This is a genomic window from Clostridium mobile, from assembly GCF_018918285.1.
In the GTDB taxonomy this organism is placed as follows: domain Bacteria; phylum Bacillota; class Clostridia; order Clostridiales; family Clostridiaceae; genus Clostridium_AW; species Clostridium_AW mobile.
This window is the reverse complement of sequence record NZ_JAHLQF010000001.1, coordinates 251,160-269,593: the sequence shown is the minus strand read 5'-3', so window position 1 is coordinate 269,593 and position 18,434 is coordinate 251,160. Positions and strand designations below refer to the sequence as shown.

At 29.2% G+C, this 18,434-nt stretch carries 22 protein-coding genes; 21 read left to right on the top strand and 1 reads right to left on the bottom strand.

Annotation, left to right across the window (positions count from 1 at the left end; genetic code table 11):
* Positions 1-7: 7 nt before the first annotated feature.
* The 9 genes from aroF (at position 8) to KQI86_RS01420 (ending at position 7,486) form a co-directional block, all read left to right on the top strand.
* A complete protein-coding gene (gene aroF, locus KQI86_RS01455; RefSeq protein WP_216437381.1) occupies positions 8-808 on the top strand; it encodes a 3-deoxy-7-phosphoheptulonate synthase in 801 nt (266 codons plus the stop codon).
* Positions 805-2,106, top strand: a complete 1,302-nt coding sequence (gene aroA / locus KQI86_RS01450) for a 3-phosphoshikimate 1-carboxyvinyltransferase (RefSeq protein WP_246582617.1) — start codon at positions 805-807, stop codon at positions 2,104-2,106. Before aroF ends, aroA begins: the two co-directional genes overlap by 4 nt.
* Positions 2,107-2,170: 64 nt before the next feature.
* Entirely contained in the window at positions 2,171-2,779 is a 609-nt protein-coding gene (locus KQI86_RS01445) for a TraR/DksA C4-type zinc finger protein (RefSeq protein ID WP_216437380.1), read from the top strand.
* A 222-nt stretch (positions 2,780-3,001) separates the two neighbouring features.
* On the top strand, positions 3,002-3,475 hold the full coding sequence (gene lspA / locus KQI86_RS01440) for a signal peptidase II (RefSeq protein WP_216437379.1): 474 nt from the start codon (positions 3,002-3,004) through the stop codon (positions 3,473-3,475).
* The gene (locus KQI86_RS01435) at positions 3,447-4,355 is read left to right on the top strand and encodes an RluA family pseudouridine synthase (protein WP_216437378.1); all 909 of its coding nucleotides are present in this window, start codon (positions 3,447-3,449) and stop codon (positions 4,353-4,355) included. Before lspA ends, KQI86_RS01435 begins: the two co-directional genes overlap by 29 nt.
* A 194-nt stretch (positions 4,356-4,549) precedes the next feature.
* Positions 4,550-5,086: a bifunctional pyr operon transcriptional regulator/uracil phosphoribosyltransferase PyrR gene (gene pyrR / locus KQI86_RS01430; protein ID WP_216437377.1), complete on the top strand. Its 537-nt coding sequence runs from the start codon at positions 4,550-4,552 to the stop codon at positions 5,084-5,086.
* Between the two features lie 65 nt (positions 5,087-5,151).
* Positions 5,152-6,471 carry a uracil permease gene (uraA, locus tag KQI86_RS01425; protein WP_216437376.1) on the top strand — a complete coding sequence of 440 codons (1,320 nt, stop codon included), beginning with the start codon at positions 5,152-5,154 and terminating at the stop codon, positions 6,469-6,471.
* 78 nt (positions 6,472-6,549) lie between these two features.
* Positions 6,550-6,681 carry a hypothetical protein gene (locus KQI86_RS20310; protein ID WP_281417144.1) on the top strand — a complete coding sequence of 44 codons (132 nt, stop codon included), beginning with the start codon at positions 6,550-6,552 and terminating at the stop codon, positions 6,679-6,681.
* A gap of 46 nt (positions 6,682-6,727) precedes the next feature.
* Positions 6,728-7,486 carry an exodeoxyribonuclease III gene (locus KQI86_RS01420; protein WP_216437375.1) on the top strand — a complete coding sequence of 253 codons (759 nt, stop codon included), beginning with the start codon at positions 6,728-6,730 and terminating at the stop codon, positions 7,484-7,486.
* A 41-nt stretch (positions 7,487-7,527) separates the two neighbouring features.
* On the opposite strand, the gene KQI86_RS01415 is transcribed toward KQI86_RS01420, so the two are convergent.
* Positions 7,528-9,264: an Rqc2 family fibronectin-binding protein gene (locus KQI86_RS01415; RefSeq protein ID WP_216437374.1), complete on the bottom strand. Its 1,737-nt coding sequence runs from the start codon at positions 9,262-9,264 to the stop codon at positions 7,528-7,530.
* 131 nt (positions 9,265-9,395) lie between these two features.
* Here KQI86_RS01415 and dapF point away from each other — a divergent pair, with 131 nt between their 5' ends.
* The 12 genes from dapF to efp all read left to right on the top strand — a co-directional run bounded on the left by dapF (position 9,396) and on the right by efp (position 18,402).
* On the top strand, positions 9,396-10,217 hold the full coding sequence (gene dapF, locus KQI86_RS01410; protein WP_216437373.1) for a diaminopimelate epimerase: 822 nt from the start codon (positions 9,396-9,398) through the stop codon (positions 10,215-10,217).
* Between the two features lies 1 nt (position 10,218).
* A complete protein-coding gene (locus KQI86_RS01405) occupies positions 10,219-11,292 on the top strand; it encodes a hypothetical protein (RefSeq protein WP_216437372.1) in 1,074 nt (357 codons plus the stop codon).
* A 214-nt stretch (positions 11,293-11,506) separates the two neighbouring features.
* The gene (locus KQI86_RS01400; RefSeq protein ID WP_216437371.1) at positions 11,507-12,622 is read left to right on the top strand and encodes a GspE/PulE family protein; all 1,116 of its coding nucleotides are present in this window, start codon (positions 11,507-11,509) and stop codon (positions 12,620-12,622) included.
* A gap of 16 nt (positions 12,623-12,638) precedes the next feature.
* Positions 12,639-13,715, top strand: a complete 1,077-nt coding sequence (locus tag KQI86_RS20460; protein WP_343216143.1) for a type II secretion system F family protein — start codon at positions 12,639-12,641, stop codon at positions 13,713-13,715.
* A gap of 18 nt (positions 13,716-13,733) precedes the next feature.
* Positions 13,734-14,150, top strand: coding sequence for a type II secretion system protein (locus tag KQI86_RS01390; RefSeq protein WP_216437369.1), 417 nt, complete (start codon positions 13,734-13,736; stop codon positions 14,148-14,150).
* Entirely contained in the window at positions 14,143-14,589 is a 447-nt protein-coding gene (locus tag KQI86_RS01385) for a pilus assembly FimT family protein (protein ID WP_216437368.1), read from the top strand. The genes KQI86_RS01390 and KQI86_RS01385 overlap by 8 nt, the downstream gene beginning before the upstream one ends.
* Entirely contained in the window at positions 14,573-15,019 is a 447-nt protein-coding gene (locus KQI86_RS01380; protein WP_216437367.1) for a prepilin-type N-terminal cleavage/methylation domain-containing protein, read from the top strand. The genes KQI86_RS01385 and KQI86_RS01380 overlap by 17 nt, the downstream gene beginning before the upstream one ends.
* Positions 15,004-15,465: a hypothetical protein gene (locus KQI86_RS01375; RefSeq protein WP_216437366.1), complete on the top strand. Its 462-nt coding sequence runs from the start codon at positions 15,004-15,006 to the stop codon at positions 15,463-15,465. The genes KQI86_RS01380 and KQI86_RS01375 overlap by 16 nt, the downstream gene beginning before the upstream one ends.
* Before the next feature lie 123 nt (positions 15,466-15,588).
* On the top strand, positions 15,589-16,125 hold the full coding sequence (locus KQI86_RS01370; protein WP_343216142.1) for a shikimate kinase: 537 nt from the start codon (positions 15,589-15,591) through the stop codon (positions 16,123-16,125).
* Positions 16,126-16,227: 102 nt separating this feature from the next.
* Positions 16,228-16,683, top strand: a complete 456-nt coding sequence (gene aroQ, locus KQI86_RS01365) for a type II 3-dehydroquinate dehydratase (RefSeq protein WP_216437364.1) — start codon at positions 16,228-16,230, stop codon at positions 16,681-16,683.
* A 20-nt stretch (positions 16,684-16,703) separates the two neighbouring features.
* Positions 16,704-17,771: a M24 family metallopeptidase gene (locus KQI86_RS01360; RefSeq protein WP_216437363.1), complete on the top strand. Its 1,068-nt coding sequence runs from the start codon at positions 16,704-16,706 to the stop codon at positions 17,769-17,771.
* Between the two features lie 73 nt (positions 17,772-17,844).
* Complete coding sequence (efp, locus tag KQI86_RS01355; RefSeq protein ID WP_216437362.1) at positions 17,845-18,402, top strand: elongation factor P; 558 nt, start codon at positions 17,845-17,847, stop codon at positions 18,400-18,402.
* Positions 18,403-18,434: the final 32 nt, after the last annotated feature.

The following is an 18,434-nucleotide window of genomic DNA, read 5'->3' as shown; positions in this document are numbered from 1 at the left end:
TAATTGAATGAAAGATTTATTGGTAGATTTAAAAAGTGGAGATAGGATAAAGGTAAAAGTAGGGGATGTTGTTATAGGTGGAACCGAAAAAGTTTTTATATCTGGTCCTTGCTCCATTGAAGACTACGAAACTATGAGAAAAATAGGGAAAGAATTAAAAAATATCGGAGTCCATATTTTAAGAGGAGGGGCATTTAAGCCTAGAACTTCTCCTTACGATTTTCAAGGTCTTAAAGATGATGGACTTAAGATTGTAAAAGCAATAAGTGAAGAGTTTAATATGCCTTTTGTCACAGAAATAATGGATACAAGAGATGTAGAAAAAGCTATTGAATACATTGATATGATTCAAATAGGGTCTAGAAATATGTATAATTATAGTCTTTTAAAGGAAGTAGGAAAAACTGATAAGCCTATTTTGCTTAAAAGAGGTATGAGTGCAACTTTAGCAGAATGGTTATATGCAGCTGAATACATCATGGCAGAAGGGAATATGAATGTAGTTTTATGTGAAAGAGGTATAAGAACCTTTGAAAGTTATACTAGAAATACACTAGATTTAAATAGTGTAGCAGTAATAAAAGATAAATATAGGCTACCTGTAATTGTAGATCCAAGTCATGGTACTGGACTAAGAGAATTAGTGCCTAAAATGAGCATAGCATCAATAGCTACTGGAGCAGATGGACTTATAATTGAAAGCCATATTAGCCCTGATAACTCTGTATCTGATGCAAGGCAAACCGTATCAATAGATACTGTAAAAGATATAATGGATAAAGCATTATTACTGGAGAGATTAGTATGATAGATGATGTATTAACTCTAGGTGGATATAAAGAAAATGTCAGTGGCACTTATATTTTGCCAGGAGATAAATCTATAGCCCATAGGTCACTTATAATTGGAGGACTTCCCAAAGGACAATATAAGATTTTTAATTTTCCTAACAGTAAAGACTGTAATGTTACTTTGAATTGTATGACTAAACTAGGTATGGAAATTAAAAAAATAGATGATATACTCTATGTAGAATCTCCAGGTTATCAAAATTTTAATAAAAAAATAGAAGAACTAAACTGCAAAAATTCAGGGACTACTATAAGATTATTATCTGGAGTATTATCAGCATTAAATATAGAAGGAAGATTAATAGGAGATAATTCTTTAAGCAAAAGACCAATGGATAGAATAACTATGCCATTAATAAAAATGGGTGCCAATATAGTTAGCAATAGTGGCAATCTCCCTTTAACTTTTAAGAAAAGCAAAGGTTTAGAGGGAATTGCATACAATATGCCTATAGCTTCTGCTCAGGTTAAGTCCTGTCTACTTATTTCAGGATTTTTATCCTATGGAACTACTGCTGTAAAAGAAAAGTTACCTACAAGAGATCATACAGAAAGGTTATTTAAATACATTGGAGCGGATATAGATGTTGTAGATGACCTTATAAAGATAAAAAATTCTTCCATAAAATCTAAGGATATTGTTGTGCCAGGTGATATATCTTCAGCAGCGTTTCTAATTTCTTTAGCTCTATTAGGCAAGGGTAATTCTATAAAAATAGAAAAATTGTTGCTAAATGAGAGAAGAAGAAGATATTTAGATATATTAATAAAAATGGGAGCCAATATAAATTATATCATTGAAGATGTGATGAACAATGAAGAGATTGGTACAGTTGAAGTTAAGAGCAGCAATTTAAAAGGTGTAATCATAGAAGAAGAAGAAATACCACATATAATCGACGAAATACCAATGTTATCTGTTCTAGCAGCTTTTAGTCAGGGAGATACTATAATAAAATCTGTAGAAGAATTAAAGTATAAAGAAAGCAATAGAATAGAGGCTATAATAAGCAATTTAAATGAGTGCGGTGTAGAAGCTTATTTTGATTCTGGAAATCTAATAATTAAAGGTGGAAATAGTTATTTTCATAAAGATATAAATCTAGATAGCTATAATGATCACAGGATCGCTATGAGCTTTTTAAGTGTAGCTATGAAAAATCACGGTAGGACAAAAATAAAAAATTGGAGTTGTAGTGAGATATCATTTCCTAATTCTATAGATTATTTTAAAGACTTTGTTAGAATAATTTAAGAGATTAAAGAAAAAATAATTATAGTTACAAAAATCCATGAGGAGAAAGGGGTTAACTATAATTATGAATAATAAAAATATGGAAATGTATAAAAGGAGATTGCTGGAGGAAAAGAAAGATGTAGAAGATTTATTGTTGCTTATGAAAAATACGGAGACTATAAATTCTAACAGTGAAATGTCCAATGAGTTATCTGTTTATGATAATCATCCTGCCGACGTAGCGACTGAATTATTTGACAAAGAAAGAGGATTGGCCCTTAAAGAAAATGAAATGAACATATTAAACAAGATAGATTCAGCGTTGAAGATGATAGAAGAAGGAAGTTATGGAAACTGTAAAAAATGTGGTAAAGAAATTAATGAAGAGAGATTAAAATTTATACCTTACGCTGAATATTGTGTGGATTGTCAAAAAGAGGTGAACTCTCCGGTAAATGAAAATTTACACACAAGGGATTTTGCACCTAAGAATAGGGCCTTAGAAGAGTTTTACACAGGCTTTAACCGTTTAGGAGAAGTAGGGTTCGATGGAGAAGATAGCTATCAAGGGGTAGGTAGATATAATAACAGAGAGAAGATATATGATGAATATTATGAAGACGAAGAAGACGGAGTAGTAGAACCAATTGAGAGAATAAGCAATCAACAATATAAAAATACTTTATATTAGTGAATAATAAAGAGGTTAGGATAGAATTTTGGCAATCAGAATTCTATTCCCCTTCTCTTTTTGCTTTTAAATCGTTGCTTAAGGCATCTTCAAAATAATAACTTGATAGTTGATAGCACCACTATCAACTGAATCTATCTCCTTGTCGGACACAAAATATTCGTCGCATCATTGACTAGTTATTTTATTTCAGATGCTAAAATAAAAAGTGGGGGTGTTCTAATGGAGATAGCAATTATAATTTTAGGTATTGTTATAGATAGGATTACTAAGCTATGGGCTGTTAAAAACTTATCATCAGGAACAGATATAGTGATTATTAAGGACTTTTTTCAGTTTTCGTATTTAGAAAATACAGGTGCTGCTTTTGGGATATTTAGAGACAAACTATTCTTTTTAACGGGTATTACATCCATAATAACAATTTGTTTAATAATATTTTTATTTAAATACAAGCCAGCAAGTATTTTGTTTAGAATTAGTTTATCTTTGGTGATAAGTGGAGCCATAGGAAATCTTATTGACAGAATACAATATAAATATGTGGTAGATTTTATACTAGTTCACTATAAAGATAAATATTATTTTCCCACATTTAATGTAGCTGATATTTTAGTTACATGCGGTGCAATTTTACTAATATTTTTTATATTAAAGGAAGAAAATTATGGAGATACGGGAATTTTTGGTAAATAAGGATTTCGAAAATGTAAGATTAGATGTGTTTTTAGCAGAACATTTAGATGGAAAATCAAGATCATTCATACAAAGACTCATTGAAAAAGAAGAAGTAAAAGTAAATGATAAGGTAAAGAAAAGCAATTATAAATTAAAAGATGGAGATGTAGTTATCACATATATTCCTAAGTCAGTTCCTTTGAATGTAGAGGGCGAAGAAATACCTTTAGAAATATTATATGAAGATAATGACGTCATAGTAGTTAATAAGCCACAAGGTATGGTAGTTCATCCAGCTCCAGGTAATTATAATGGCACCTTAGTTAATGCACTAATGCATCATTGTAAAGACCTATCAGGAATAAATGGAATAACTAGGCCAGGGATAGTACATAGAATTGATAAGGATACTTCAGGGGTGTTAGTAGTAGCTAAAAATGATATTGCTCACAATAAATTGGCTTATCAACTGAAAGAGCATACCATGACTAGAGTTTATATTGCATTAGTAGAAGGAGTTATAAAAGAAGATGAGGGAACTGTAGATGCCCCACTTGGAAGACATCCTGTGGAGAGAATAAAAATTTCTGTAATTCCTGGTGGAAGAAGGGCGGTTACGCATTTTAAGGTCTTAGAACGTTATAATTCAAATACCCTTGTTGAATGTAGATTAGAGACAGGAAGAACACATCAAATAAGAGTTCATATGTCTTACATAGGGCATCCATTGGTAGGTGATCCGGTATATGGATACAAAAAACAAAAATTTAATTTACAAGGTCAAATGCTCCATGCTAAAAAATTAGGATTTATTCATCCCACAAAGGGAGAATATATGGAGTTTAATACAGACATACCTGAGTATTTTAAGAAAATATTAGATATTTTACAAAAGTAGTTGTATTCATCATTGTAATATGATATGATTTAATAAATTAAAATTCCTTTAAATGATCCAGAGAGATTATAAGGCGTTAATTAAGAGAGATGTAATTAGATAATTGTTTGGAATTTTACGCCTTGACTCTATTATGGGTCAAGGCTTTAATTTTATATTTAATTAAAAGCTTATGGTTGAGAGGTGAAGAATTTATGAAACTTAAAGCATCCATATTAGATGACAAATCTATAAAAAGGGCTTTAACAAGAATATCTCATGAGATAATTGAAAAAAACAAAGGTGTAGAGGATATAGTGCTGATTGGTGTGAAGAGAAGGGGATATCCTTTAGCTGAGAGAATATCAAAGAATATAGAAAACTTTGAAGGATCAAATGTGCCTGTTGGAAGTGTAGATATCACACTTTACAGAGATGATTTAACCAGTGTTGATGTGCAACCACAAGTAAGTGATGAAGAAATTGGTGTAAATGTAAAGGACAAAAATGTAATAATAATAGACGATGTTATTTACACAGGAAGAACTGTAAGAGCTGCTATTGATGCAATATTTAAAAATGGAAGACCTAAAATGATTCAGCTTGCAGTACTTGTAGATAGAGGTCATAGGGAGTTACCAATAAGGCCTGATTATGTAGGCAAAAACATACCTACATCAAAGAGTGAAATAGTTTCTGTAGAAGTAGAAGAAATTGATGGAGTGGACTCAGTAAAGATTTATGAAATATAATATATAAATAGAAATCAAAAATCTTTTAAATTAGTTCAGTGAGACTAAAAAGGGAGGAATAATATATGAAAAATTATGTCGATGTTAATGAAAAATTACCCATTAGTAAAACAATACCACTAAGTTTTCAACATCTATTTGCTATGGTAGGAGCAACTATTTTAGTACCTATGCTAACAGGGATGAGCCCGTCAATGGCACTTTTCTGTAGTGGTGTGGGAACCTTAATCTATACCTTGTGTACTAAAGCTAAGCTTCCAGCATATGTTGGGTCATCCTTTGCATTTATAGCACCTATGACTGTTGCATCTGCAAGTTTTGGACCTAATGCTATGCTGTCAGGTATAATTGCCGCAGGGTTAGTTTATGTAATTGTAGCTTATATAATAAGCTTAACAGGTACAGAGTGGTTAAACAAACTTTTACCACCAGTAGTTGTAGGATCTGTTGTCTTAGTTATTGGATTAGGATTAGCAGGGGTTGCAGTTAATTGGGCAGGATTAAATTCAGGATTTATAGATCCTTCAATGGCGCATGTACCAAGATGGGCATGGATAACAGTATCAATGATAACTTTAGGTATTGGTATATTTGGGACAATGTATTTCAAAGGATTTTTAGGGGTTATTCCTATCCTCATATCAATGATTGCTGGATATTCAGCGGCTTTAATGTTAGGTGTAATACCACCAGAAAGTATAGCTAAAATTACCAATGCAAAGTTCTTTCAATTACCACCTTTTATGTTACCAAAGTTCAATATAAATGCCATGATATTAATGGCACCTGTAGCTTTTGTAACATTAGCAGAGCATATTGGACATGTATATGTAACTAACAATGTTATAGGAAAAGACTTTACAAAGGAACCAGGTCTCCACAGATCCATACTTGGAGATGGATTAGCAACTGTGTTTGCAGGTTTTGCAGGAGGTCCTCCAAACACTACTTATGGTGAAAACATTGGAGTTATGGCAATAACTAAGGTTTATAGCGTATGGGTAATTGTAGGTGCTGCAATAATAGCTATAGCACTATCCTTTATAGGACCTGTATCAGCTATAATAGAAACAATGCCTATGCCGGTTATGGGAGGAGTAAGCATTCTTCTGTTTGGTATAATCGCATCTTCAGGATTTAGAGTTTTTGTAGAGGACAAAGTAGATTTTAGTAAGAAAAGAAACCTTGTAATAGCTTCAGTTATAATAGTTCTTGGAATAGGTGGAGCAGGAATTAACTTTGAATTGAATGGTTCACCAGTTGAAATAGCAGGAGTTGCTTTAGCAACTTTAGTTGGAATAATATTAAATTTAGCACTACCAAAACAAAGTAAAACTGAAGAAGATGAGAATATAGATGAAAATAACAGAAAAACAGTAGCTTAGCTACTGTTTTTTTTATTGGTTTTATATATAATTAAAGATATAAAGTATAGTAAACCTAGGATTGGAGGAAATATTAATATGGTACAACTATTAAGTCTATGTGATGTAATAGATTCTGTCGTTACCATAATGGCAAAGATGGCATTTATATTTTTAGCCTATAAAGCTATATATGCTATGAATGTTTATATAAATAGGAATAACAAATAGTATTAATTTACTTTAATGAAAATTTATAATATAGAGGGTGATAGTAATGAGAATATATTCATGGAATGTAAATGGATTAAGGGCAATAGCCAAGAAGAATTTTTATAGTTGGATAGAAGAAGAAAAGCCAGATATACTCTGTATTCAAGAAACAAAAATTCAAGAAGAACAGTTAAAAGATGATTTAGTTAATATGGAAGAATATAAATCCTACTTTAGTTTTGCAGATAAAAAAGGATATAGTGGTGTGGCTACTTACACAAAAGCAGAACCACTAAAAGTAGAAAAAGGTATACATATTGAAAAGTTTAATAATGAGGGTAGAATATTAACAACAGAGTATAAAGAGTTTACTTTGCTCAATATATATTTTCCAAATGGGCAGATGAATGAAGAAAGACTTCAATACAAGTTAGATTTTTATGATGCTATACTGGATTATTGTAATTCATTAGTTAGTGAAGGAAAAAAGCTAATAGTATGTGGAGATTATAATACTGCTCATACAGAGATGGATATAAAAAATGCAAAAGCAAATGAAAAGACATCAGGATTTTTGCCAATTGAGAGAGCTTGGATTGATAAATTTATTGAAAATGGATATACAGATGTTTATAGATATTTATATCCAGATAAGGTTGAATACAGTTGGTGGAGTTATAGATTTAAAGCTAGAGAAAGAAATACAGGTTGGAGAATAGACTACTTCTTTGTATCGAATAATATGTTAGATTTAATAAAGGATGCTAAAATACTGACAGATGTGATGGGATCAGATCATTGTCCTATAATGATTGAGATTTAAATAAGATAAATAAAAGAAAGGATTCTGCTTAAGCAGAATCCTCAATGATTTACTCTCTCAAGTTTTGGTTCCTCAGGAGTTATATATATAGTTTTATTAGTATAATAAATCACCATGCCTGGTTTAGAACTATTTGGTTTATGGACATTTCTTATTTCAGTATAGTCCACGGGAACATTAGAGGAATCTTTTGCTTTACTGTAATATGCTGCAAGATTTGCTCCTTCCTCTAAAGTTTTATTTGTAAATTCTTTTGTTGTTTTTATAACTACATGGGAACCGGGGATATTTTTTGTATGCATCCAAATGTCATTTTTATTTCCAAATTTCAATGTTAAATAATCATTTTGAATATTGTTTTTACCAACATATATATCTATGCCCTCTGAGGAAAGAAAATGCATTGGCTTGCTGATAGAATCCTTTTTTTTCAGCTCTCTTTTAAATTTAATATACCCTGCTTCCATAAGCTCTTTTTTTATTTCATCTATACCTTTATAGTCTTCTAAATTAGCTATATTTGTTAAAACCGATTGAAGATATGTTACTTCTTCTTCTGTGACTTCAATTTGTTTTACAGAAACTTCTTCAGATTTTTTTAGCTTATTATATTTTTTATAATAGTTTTGTATATTATGAGAAGGTGTTTTGTGAGGATCTAATGAAATATTTATATATTCTTCATCTTCACTATAATAATTTAAAACATTTATCTCACTGTCTCCAGGTTTTATATTATAAATATTTGCAGTAAGCAGTTCACCATACATTCTGTATTTTTCTTTTTCTTTACATTCTTCTAAATTATTATTAAGTAAATTTAATTTTTTGTAGCATCTATCTAAGTTATTATTTATAAGTCTTTGAAGGTTAGAAGTTCTGCTATTTAGCCTATCTCCTTTATCTTTATCCTCATAATACCTATCTATTAATTCTGAAGGAGTAGAGAATTCTTTTATAGAGTATCCTTCTAAATTATATAATTTTAAACAATAGAAATCCTTATTTCCATCTAAGTTTTCATAAGAGGCAAAGTAAAAGCTATTGATTTTTATAAGATTAAATATTTCTAAAAGGATTTTATTTATTTCTTGTAATGTATCAATACTTAATTCTATATTGTTTTTTATAATTCTAAAATAAATTTCTTTAGAAAATTGACTGCTTATACCTTCAAATACCTTTGAAGGAAAATTTTTATCAAATTTAATGTTTTTTTCTGATACAAAGCTGTATAAACTTTCGTAATTATAATTTAGAGGATTTAATTTATTTGAGCTTGGAGGAAATACATAAGGTATTCCAGGATAAAGAGATCTAAAACTATTCATGTTAGGAGTGACATGTTTAATGCTATCCATTATAATATTATCTCTTTCCCTTATCAATGTAATATTACTATGCTTACCCATTATCTCTACTACTAGAGTATAGATACTATTAAAACCAAGCTCATCTTTGCTTTCAAAATCTAGAAACAGCACTCTATCAGCATTGAGTTGGCGTATATTTACTAATCTAGAGTTATTCAAGTGTTTTCTTAAAAGCATACAAAACATAGGAGGGGAAAGTGGGTTCTCCTTAGTAATATTAGTAAAATGTATTCTAGGATAAACAGGACTAGCACTTATAAGAAGTTTATAATTAGATCTATCTTTTCTAAGCAATAATACTAGTTCATCTTTTTCAGGTTGATTGATTTTTTCTACTTTACTATTTATAATTGAATTTTTTAATTCTTCTGCTATACTATATAAAAAAATACCGTCTAATGCCAAAGCTATCATCCTTTCAAGTATAATTATGAATAATAGTATAACACTATAAAAAATTAAAATAAAGTTGAATTTGTTATTGATATTACAGTATTAAAATAGTAAACTATTTCTGGAGTTTAGGAGGGGAAGAAATGAGATTTATAAAAATGCATGGAAATGGCAACGATTTTATTCTTATTGAAGATTTCCATAAGAATTTATTGAAAAGAGGAGAAGAAATAGCTAAGAGATTATGTGATAGGCACTATGGTATCGGAGGAGACGGTTTAATACTAATAAGTGGTAGTGAAGTTGCTGATATAAAAATGGATATTTTTAATGCAGATGGTTCTTATGCTTCAATGTGCGGAAATGGGATAAGATGCCTTGCAAAAAATATATATATTGAAGGAATTTGCAATAGGGATAGAATTAAAATAGAAACTGGAGATGGAATAAAAGAAGCAATATTAGGATTGAAAAGTGGAGAAATTACTGATATTACTATAAATATGGGGATGCATTCTTTTGATCCCAAGCAAATACCTGTATTATGTACTGAAGAAGTTATAAATAAATCTATAAAAGTAAATGAAAAAATCTATGATATTACCTCGCTTTTTATGGGGGTACCTCATACTGTTATATTTGGCAATATAGAGGATTTTGATATATTAGAAGGTGGACATATTGAAAAATTGAGTTTATTTCCACAGGGGACAAATGTTAATTTTTGTGAAATATTAAGCAGAGATAGGATAAAGGTAAAAACATGGGAAAGAGGAGCGGGTATAACTCTTGCATGTGGTACTGGCAGTTGTGCAAGTGTAATAGCTGCAAATAAGGTAGGGTTAGTGGATAATAGGGTTCAAGTTGACTTACCGGGAGGAGTTCTTTTTATAGAAATTACATCTAATGGTATAATGATGACTGGACCCGCAGAAATTGTATATAAGGGAGAAGTAAATTTATAAGATGTCATCAATATATAAGTTTATCTCCTTAGTTATGACTATGTTATTAGCCCTTACCGCGTCATCCTGCAGCAGAACAAATGAAGAACATTTTGAGACTAAAGTTACAGTGACTAATTTTAAATTTAATGATGTAATAATTATGGAAAACAAGGATGTTAAATCTAATATTTATAAGATAAATAATAATTCCCTTGCTAAAGTTGATAGTTTAGAATATGTATCAGAAATTGCATACAAAAAAGATGCATCTTTATATATTTTATTATTGCATGATGAAAACGAAATTAAAAAAAATAGTATAAACATATTAAAAAACGATAAAGTAAGTAATATAAATGAATTTTATTATGCAAAAGATTTAAGAATCTCTCCTAAGGGTGGTAATCTTGCTTATAGGAGTTATTCTAGCCAATCATTAGATAGCGCTGAGGGTTTATCTTTATATGGAATTGATACTAGAGAAAAAATCCAATTTAATAGTAGTGTATTGGTTTCGGGAAATTTATTTCATTGGATAAATGATGATGAAATATTATACTATGGTGTTTGTGACGAAACAAGGACTACTGCGATATATAAATATAATGTTAAAGATAATAAAGAAGAGATATATACAAAATTACCTAAGGGATATTATACTTATTTTTTACCCTATGAAAATAACTTAATGATTTTATCTAGAGATTTGAACAAAAATACTATTTATCTTTATGAAAGAGATAGCGATAAAATTATTTCAATAAGCGAGTCTATAGAAGAAATATATGATGGAGTTTATAATAAGATGAATAATGCTATGTATATTATAGGATTAGAAAAAGGAAGTGATCTTCCAGCTTTATATTCTATAAATTTAGAAAATAATAAAGTTGAGAGGATAACTTTTGATTTTCCTGTAGAGGCAGATCCTTATGGAGGATTAAAAGTGGACGATGAAGGCTCAGTATATTATTGTGGCTACACAGGATTAGATGGTCAAAATAATGAAGTTTTCAAATATAACCCTAAGGATAACTCTAATAGTTTAATATCAATAAATCCATCGAAATATAGAATAATAGGAAGTAATTAATTCTGAAATAAAATATTCGTCGTATCATTGACTAGTTATTTTATTTCAGATACTTTAAAAAGCTACATCAAATTTTATTTGATATAGCTTTTTTTATGCAGAAATAATTTTAATACATATATAGGTAGTTCTACAATGCTTTAGTGCGTATATTTGTTTAATATTTTTCCAAAGGGGTATAATGTGAAATAAATAATAAAAGGAGGGTTAATAAATGCTATCTTCATCTATAGCTTTTATAGATCATATATTAACAGAGGCTATGGAAAAGGGTGCAAGTGATATTCATATTGATCCTTGTAGCGATTATGTAATGATTAAATATAGGATTCACGGAAGTATATATGATATTCATAAATTGCCCTTGGAAGGATATGAGAGGGTTGTAGGAAGAATTAAAATAATGTCACAAATGGATACTATCGAAAAGAGAATGCCTCAAGAAGGAAAATTCCAATTTAAATTTAAGGAAGAACTTCACGATATAAGAGTATCCATATTGCCCACTATAAAAGGAGAAAAAGTATCTATTAGAATACTATATAACACATTTAAGATTATAGAATTAGATAACTTGGGTTTTGATGATAAAGAAAGAATAAAAATAAAAAGACTATTGAGTTATTCCCAAGGGATGATACTAATAACTGGGCCTACTGGTAGTGGAAAAACAACTACTCTATATGGAATGTTAAATGAAATACATAATGAAAATAATAATATAATTACTTTAGAAGAACCTGTTGAATATTCTATTGATGGAATTAACCAGGTAAATGTAAATAACAGAATAGGCCTTACCTTTTCTAAAGGGCTGAAGAGCATAATAAGGCAAGATCCAGATGTTATAATGGTTGGAGAAATAAGAGATAAAGAAACAGCTGAAATATCTGTAAGAGCATCCATAACAGGTCACTTAGTCATGTCAACTATACACACGCCAGATGCTGCCACATCTTTATTAAGGTTAATAGATATGGGTATACCTAAGTATTTAGTAGTAGATTCAATTGAAGCTGTTATAGCTCAAAGGTTAATAAAAACACTTTGTCCATATTGTAAAGAAGAAGATAATAGTATGGATTTAGAGGTGAAAATATATAAAAGCAAAGGGTGTGACATTTGTGACAATATAGGGTATTTAGGCAGAACTTTAGTGTATGAACTAATGGAGATAGATGAAAGGCATAAGGATATAATAATTAATAATTTTTCCATTAGTGCACTTAGAAATTATAGTATAAAATCTGGAATGAAATCTATGAAGGTTAGAGCTATGGATTTGGTTAAGAAAGGTATAACCTCCTTAGAAGAGGTAAACAAGTTATAGATAGGAGGGAAGAGTAATAATATTAAATAAGTTAGGACTAAATAAGCTAAGACTAAAAAGAAAGACTAATGAAAAAGATTTATATATTCTATGCAGTGAAATATCCTCTCTACTAAATGCAGGTTTAAATTTGCCATCAGCCATTGATTTAATGCAAGAGTATTTTCAGTTTAACATGAATGTGAGCCTTAAAACCATGAAGGATAAGCTATATTTAGGAGGAAGCTTTTATTCTGCTTTAAAGGATTTTGAAAAAATATACCCTAAATTTTATATAGAGATGATAGGAGTAGGGGAAGAAGCAGGAATACTATCAAAAACTTTAGAAAGATTAAGCCATTACTATAAAAGACAATTTGATATTAAAAAAGAAGTTAGAAAGGTACTAATTTATCCATTATTTTTATTTATAGTAACTAATATAATCATATCATTTCTAGTAGTTTATATTTTACCTCAATATATTAGCATGTTAAAAGAATTTAAAATCGATATTCCTAAAGTTACATCAATATGTTTCTTTGTAATCACATCAATTTATAAAAATCTTTATATTATAATACCTGCTATTATCATATCTATTTATTTATTAATTATTTCATTTAAAAAGGGAAACCAATTGTTGCATAAGCTCATATTTAAGATACCTTATATAGGGAAAATTTATAAAAAACTTCAAATATCTAGGGTGTTTTTGGCTTTAGCATTTATGTTGAATTCTGGTATCAATATTGTAGATTCTGTAGAAAAAGCTTCTAATACATTAAACAGTATTTTATTAATTAATATGTTTGATAAGTCTAAAAAACATATTTTAAGAGGAGAAAGCTTCAGCAAATCCCTAAGTAAGGATAGCTTATTAGATAAAAAACATATTATCTTAATTTCTTCAGCGGAGGAAAAAGGTGAGCTACCAGAAATACTATATAAATTATCCTCTATGGAGGAAGAGGAAGTTTTATACTCATTCTCTAGGGCAGCAAAATATATTGAACCTATAATTATTACGATAATGTCTTTACTGGTTGGGGTGTTAGTTTTTACTTTTATATTTCCAATGGTAAATTTGATGGATTCATTAATTGGAATATAAATTGTGGAGGTTTGAAAATTGATTAACATTAAGATTAATAGTAAGAAAAAGGGATTCACTTTAATAGAATTATTATTGGTGATGTCTATAATGATTATATTTATGAGTATGCTAATTCCAAGATTTAAGGGATATAGTGCAAAAGCGAACCATATAAAAGCTGATAATATTGCAAGACAATTATATTCAACGGTAATGATTAGTTATACGGAGTCAAATGGAAAGTTTGACGAGAAGAAGATAAAGGGGAATATTGAAGAACTGATGGGTATTATGACAGGAAATGATGAGGAGTACGGTGTAACTGTGGATACTTTTAATGATAATGCAGTAATAAGGTTTAAGATAGGTGACCAAAATTATAGCGTTGATATGAACAAAGATAGATACGAGTTAGAAGTAGAATCTATTAAAGCAGAATCTATTAATGAATAGGAAGGTTAAAAAGGGATTTACATTAATTGAGTTAATGTTGTCTGTAACATTTTTCATTGCAGTTTTAGGGATATTTAGATTTAGTTATGCTGGGTTTAATAAAGTATTTAATAATGTAGAGGTCATTAATTGTAATAATTCAATTTTAAGCTTTGTTAATGCTAGTAAGCAACATTGTAGAGAAAATTATACATTAGGAAGGGTATATTTTTCTAAAAAGGAGAATACTATAATGTTTTATACAAATATGAAAAAATTAAATGAATATAAACTACCTAAAGGATTTCAGTTTACTTTTGTAAATGCTGTAAATAGCGAGATAAATATAAATAGATTTGGTAGAACTAGTGATGGATGTACTATAAAATATAGAGACAGGAATAATGAAGAACAAGAAATTACTATTTCAGTAGGTACTGGGCATGTTCAAATCAAATAAGAGAGCTTTTTCTTTAATAGAAGTAGCAATAAGCATATCTTTGTTCACAATTTTATTTATCTCATCATCATTGGTAACAATGAATTATCTAAGGTTAAAAGACTATAATTCGAATTTTAAAAACTCTATATATTTTTTGGAGGGGCTGAAGAATATACTAGAATATAACAACTGTGTAGAGGATATAGAAGCTATAAATAATATTTCACCGGTTTACTTTTATGGAGAAGATATGAATGTAAAAAGCTTAAAGGAAGGTAGTTTATATTCTTTAAGTAAATTAGAATTACCAACAGATGAAACGGCATATATTTTATTAGATATAGTAAAACAAGAGAATGAAAATCATGTGTATGAAATAAAAATATTGTATATACATGGAGATAAGCTATATGAATATAAATTTATGAAGGAATGGAAAGCTCTATGAAAAAGGCATTCTCAATAATTGAAGTTATTGTATATATAAGTGTTTTTACAATAATATTCACATTAACAGGAAAAAACTTAATTCTTCAGTTGTGTAACTATGGCAAAAACATGAATTATCAACAAGAAGAACTTTATGTAGACCAAGCATTTATTTATATTGAAGAGAAGTTAAGAGAAGGAGATCATATAGAAATATTAGAGGATAAAAGTGGCAGTGAAATAAAAATAGTTACAAAAGGAATTAGTGATTACATCAAATATAATAGAGGAAAAATTATAATCTCCTATGGTAAAAGCAATTATGGGCCAACTAACAATATAATGTTAAATGTAAAAAAGTTTTTGGTGCATGATATAGAAAATACTATATATATAAATATTATTACTATGAGTGGGAAGGAATATGAAAGATGTTTTGGTGTAAAAAGAAAGAAGGATTTATAATTACATATACATTTTTTATAGGGATTTTGTGCTTAGTGATTTCATTTTACTTATTATCTGCTGAGTATACTATATACAAAAATAATTATTCCTTACTAAAATATATCATGAAAAGGAAGTAAAATATATGGTATTATAATAATATGGATAGCAAATAGAGGAGAGGGTATTATTAACATCATATTAATTGGTATGCCAGGATGTGGAAAGACTACATTAGGAAAAAAACTCAGTAAAATAACAGGGTATAATTTTATAGATACAGATCTGTTAATAGAAAAAAGGATAGGTCTACCTATAAAAAAAATATTTAATGAAAAAGGCGAAAAATATTTTAGAATATTGGAAAGAGATTTACTTTGTGAAATAAAAAACTATAAAAATCATATAATTTCTACTGGAGGAGGTTTTCCTATATATAATGACAACATGGAAGTGTTAAATAACCTAGGATTAACAGTTTTTTTGAAAGTGCCTATAGAAGAATTAATGAAGAGAAATTTAACAGAAAGACCTTTATTAGTAGAAGATATGGAAGAAAAATTAAAAGAATTGTATAAAATAAGATCTCCAATCTATAATAAGGCTAAACTTACGGTAGATAATTATAATATATCATTGGATGAAGTGGTAAAATCAATTATAGATAAAATGAAATAATTATACAATATTATTTGCAAATAAGTAGAAGTTTTGATAAAATATCATTGTTCAAATGTATTCCAGTTTATATAAATAATTCATCGAGAGGGATTGTTAAATGTGCAACCATCAAGGGTATTGATAATAAATGGACCTAATTTAAATTTACTAGGAATAAGAGAGAAAGATATATATGGTAATCTTACTTTAGATGATATTAATAATATCATAAAAGAGAACACTAAAGAGAATAATATATATCTAGACTTTTTTCAGAGTAATTATGAAGGAGAGATAGTTACTGTTATTGGTGAAAGTATAAATAAATATTCAGGAATTATAATAAACCCTGGAGCTTATTCACATTACAGTATAGCGATCTTAGATGCTATAAGAGGTGTTAACATACCTGTTATTGAGGTTCATTTAAGCAATATATATGGTAGAGAGGAATATAGAAGAAAAAGTATCACAGCTGAAGGGTGCATTGGTGTCATAAGTGGTTTTGGATATTATGGGTATATTATGGCCATACATGCATTAATTAATAATATTAATAAAGTTATTAAGCCTTAAGGATACATAGAGGTGAAAAGATGTATAAAAATAGAATTGATAATTTAAGAAAATCAATGAAATCTAAAGGAATAGACGGAATATTATTGATAGGAGATCACAATAGAAACTATATATCAGGATTTACTGGTGATGAGAGCTATGCAATAATAGGATTAGAAAAGTCAGTTTTTATAACAGACTCAAGATACACTCAACAGGCCAAAGAGGAAGTTGAGGAAATGGAAATAAGAGAGTATAAAGGCAAAATAGAAAACTTTTTAAGAGATACCATAGAAGAATTAAACATAAAAAAAATAGGATTTGAAGAAAATATTATTACCTATAAAAATTATGTTACATACAAAGAAAACTTTACTTGCGAAATGATTCCTCTTGAAGGAATTGTAGAAGAACTTAGAGTTATAAAGGATAAGAATGAAATAGAATGTATAAAAAAAGCTGCATCTATTGCAGATAAAGCTTTTGAAAAAATACTACAATTTATAAGACCAGGGACATCAGAAAAGGAAGTGGCCGTAGAACTTGAATATTGGTTAAAGAGATATGGAGGATCAGCACTTTCATTTCCTTCCATAGTTGCATCTGGTGAAAGATCAGCATTACCTCATGGTCAACCAACGGATAAAGTTATTAGAATGAATGACTTTGTTACTTTAGATTTTGGTTGCGTTTACCAAGGTTATTGTTCAGATATGACAAGAACATTAGTTATGGGTAATGCTTCTGAAAAGATGCTTCATGTATATAACACAGTTTTAAAAGCACAAGAAGAAGCTTTAAAGTCAATAAAACCTGGGCTTACAGGAACTGATATTGACAAAGTAGCAAGAGATATAATTACATCAGAAGGATATGGAAAGTATTTTGGCCATGGACTTGGTCATGGAGTAGGCAGAGAAGTGCATGAAAATCCTAGAATAAGTCCAGCAGGATCTAATGTTTTAAAACCAGGAATGGTGATTACAGATGAACCAGGAATTTATATTCCAAATGAGTTTGGAGTTAGAATTGAGGATTTAGTTTTGGTTACTGAAGAGGGATACGAAGTTCTTTCAAAGTCACCAAAAAATTTAATAATAATATAAGTTTAACAAGTATTATCTTACCTAATAAGGTTATAATATAAATGAATTAATTGTTTTGGAGGGATTCTTAGATATGATATCAGCAGGAGATTTGAGAAAAGGAACTACATTTGAATTAGATGGACAAGTTTACACAGTTGTGGACTTTTTACACGTTAAACCAGGAAAAGGAGCCGCTTTCGTTAGAGCTAAGATGAAAAATGTTATTTCTGGCGGTGTTACAGAAACAACATTCAACCCAACTCATAAGCTTCAAGAAGCTGTAATTGAAAGAAAAGAAATGCAATATTTATATACAGATGGTCAATTATACTACTTTATGGACCAAGAAACTTTTGAGCAAATTCCATTAAACTTTGAACAGGTTGAAGAAGCAATAAAATTCTTAAAAGAAAATATGTTTGCAGTAATTAAATTTTACAAAGGAGAAGCTTTCTCAGTTGAAGCTCCAAACTTTGTTGAATTACAAATTACTCATACCGAACCAGGTGCAAAGGGTAACACTGCAACTAACGTTTTAAAACCAGCAACTGTTGAAACAGGAGCGGTTGTTCCAGTTCCACTATTCGTTAATGAAGGAGATGTTATAAGAGTAGATACTAGAACTGGTGAATATATGGAAAGAGTTTAGTCAATAATATAATTAACGTGTTTTGATAACGG

Bases quoted from the DNA above. Each gene is read 5' to 3' on its own strand.
- lspA (WP_216437379.1), top strand. From the start codon at position 3,002: ATGGAGATAGCAATTATAATTTTAGGTATTGTTATAGATAGGATTACT.
- aroF (WP_216437381.1), top strand. From the start codon at position 8: ATGAAAGATTTATTGGTAGATTTAAAAAGTGGAGATAGGATAAAGGTA.
- dapF (WP_216437373.1), top strand. From the start codon at position 9,396: ATGAGATTTATAAAAATGCATGGAAATGGCAACGATTTTATTCTTATT.
- KQI86_RS20310 (WP_281417144.1), top strand. From the start codon at position 6,550: ATGGTACAACTATTAAGTCTATGTGATGTAATAGATTCTGTCGTTACC.
- KQI86_RS01420 (WP_216437375.1), top strand. From the start codon at position 6,728: ATGAGAATATATTCATGGAATGTAAATGGATTAAGGGCAATAGCCAAG.
- KQI86_RS01445 (WP_216437380.1), top strand. From the start codon at position 2,171: ATGAATAATAAAAATATGGAAATGTATAAAAGGAGATTGCTGGAGGAA.
- uraA (WP_216437376.1), top strand. From the start codon at position 5,152: ATGAAAAATTATGTCGATGTTAATGAAAAATTACCCATTAGTAAAACA.
- efp (WP_216437362.1), top strand. From the start codon at position 17,845: ATGATATCAGCAGGAGATTTGAGAAAAGGAACTACATTTGAATTAGAT.
- KQI86_RS01385 (WP_216437368.1), top strand. From the start codon at position 14,143: ATGAATAGGAAGGTTAAAAAGGGATTTACATTAATTGAGTTAATGTTG.
- KQI86_RS01360 (WP_216437363.1), top strand. From the start codon at position 16,704: ATGTATAAAAATAGAATTGATAATTTAAGAAAATCAATGAAATCTAAA.
- KQI86_RS01375 (WP_216437366.1), top strand. From the start codon at position 15,004: ATGGAAAGCTCTATGAAAAAGGCATTCTCAATAATTGAAGTTATTGTA.
- KQI86_RS01400 (WP_216437371.1), top strand. From the start codon at position 11,507: ATGCTATCTTCATCTATAGCTTTTATAGATCATATATTAACAGAGGCT.
- KQI86_RS01405 (WP_216437372.1), top strand. From the start codon at position 10,219: ATGTCATCAATATATAAGTTTATCTCCTTAGTTATGACTATGTTATTA.
- KQI86_RS01435 (WP_216437378.1), top strand. From the start codon at position 3,447: ATGGAGATACGGGAATTTTTGGTAAATAAGGATTTCGAAAATGTAAGA.
- aroA (WP_246582617.1), top strand. From the start codon at position 805: ATGATAGATGATGTATTAACTCTAGGTGGATATAAAGAAAATGTCAGT.
- KQI86_RS01380 (WP_216437367.1), top strand. From the start codon at position 14,573: ATGTTCAAATCAAATAAGAGAGCTTTTTCTTTAATAGAAGTAGCAATA.
- pyrR (WP_216437377.1), top strand. From the start codon at position 4,550: ATGAAACTTAAAGCATCCATATTAGATGACAAATCTATAAAAAGGGCT.